The sequence below is a fragment of the Granulicatella sp. 20925_1_28 genome, from assembly GCF_041433575.1.
Classification (GTDB): Bacteria; Bacillota; Bacilli; order Lactobacillales; family Aerococcaceae; genus Granulicatella.
Genome location: NZ_JAPWBS010000035.1, coordinates 1 through 1,024, shown reverse-complemented (window position 1 = coordinate 1,024; position 1,024 = coordinate 1). Strand labels below are relative to the sequence as shown.

Genomic DNA, 1,024 nt, shown 5'->3' with positions numbered 1-1,024 from the left:
GAAGAATGGAAGCTTTCGATTGGCGCATTATCTGCGGGAGTCCCCTTACGGGACATACTGCGGATAATGCCTTTTTCTTTACATAGATTGTAGTATTCAGCGGAAGTATAAACGCTGCCTTGATCACTATGTAGTAGAACATCCTTAGGTAAGTCAATTTGATTTAAAGTATCCAATACAAACTTAGTATCTTGTTTTGAACCAATTGTATACGCAAGGATTTCTCCATTATGTAAATCCATAATGGAAGATAAATATAATCGTTTAGGACCGAAAGGTAAATATGTGATATCAGTAGTCAACTTTTGCATAGGTTTGTCCGCTGTAAAATCCCTATTCAGAGCATTGCCAGTGATTGAGAAAGGTTTACCTATTTTGATAGCTTTTTTCGGTTTCACGGCACAATTCCAACCATTTTTCTGCATAATCCGCTGCACAACCTTATGGTTAATAATCTGATTTAATTCCTTCTGAATCAAATACTTAATCTTTCTGTACCCATAAATAAATTTGTTTTTCTTACAAATTTTACCAATAGTTTTCTCGATAACGGTTGGAGAAAAGTCTTTCTTTTTCCATCGGTAGTAAGTAGATATGGGTACATTAAGGCAAAAACAGATTAAATGAACTGTATATTTACATTTCAATTCTTCCACTAACTTTACAACTGCTTGAGGCGACACTTCCTTTCCAATTCCTTGTATTTTTTTAATATTTCTAATTCAACTTCTTTTCTTTGTAATTCTAATTTTAATTGATCGATTTCTGAAAGTTCAGCTATTCCTTTATTATAGGAATATTGTTTCCCCACCTGTTGGTGGAAACGATGAGTTTCTCCATTTTTATACCATCTAAACCATGTTTTTACTTGAGTTTCATTTTTAATGTTTAACTCCTGCATCACTTGTTTTGTAGTATATCCCTGTAATTTCATTTCTACGGCTTTATTCTTTGTATCGACAGAATAAGCCACACGTTTTTTTGCCATAAAAATACACCTCCATGAGCATTTGATAATATTGTA

1 pseudogene is annotated in these 1,024 nt (G+C 33.2%); it reads right to left on the bottom strand.

Annotation, left to right across the window (positions count from 1 at the left end):
- Positions 1–988: pseudogene (locus O3793_RS08885) on the bottom strand (IS3 family transposase); the annotation flags it as partial.
- Positions 989–1,024: the final 36 nt, after the last annotated feature.